Raw genomic sequence first — 352 nt, 5'->3', positions numbered from 1 at the left:
CCAGTCAATGAACAGGCAGATCGGAGCACCTTTCTTACAGGCTTTCCGCACATCATAAAGCCACTCAGCCATCCAGTGTGTCCAAGATCTCTGGTCTTTATTATCTCCATCGAAATCCGGAAGTGCATTCGCAGCACTCATACTGCTGTATTTCTGGTTTGTAGTACGATTTCTTTCATTCTGCTTTGTTCCACCGGACGCATACGGTGGATCGGTAATGACTGCATCAAAGATTCCCGGCTGGAATGCTTTGACCAGTTTTAATGTATCTCCATGTAATATTCTCCAGTTTTCCCCTTCGGCATATTCCTCTGGGTATGTTCCCTCTTTCATAAGTTCTTCCAAACTCAGG

Annotated in this window: 1 pseudogene; it reads right to left on the bottom strand. The window is 45.2% G+C overall.

The features are described 5' to 3' along the window. Positions 1-351, bottom strand: a pseudogene (locus tag G4407_RS16350) (site-specific DNA-methyltransferase); the annotation flags it as partial. Position 352: the final 1 nt, after the last annotated feature.

Source organism: Allocoprococcus comes (assembly GCF_013300725.1).
GTDB classification, from domain to species: Bacteria; Bacillota; Clostridia; order Lachnospirales; family Lachnospiraceae; genus Allocoprococcus; species Allocoprococcus comes_A.
This window is presented reverse-complemented; position numbering and strand designations above follow the sequence as displayed.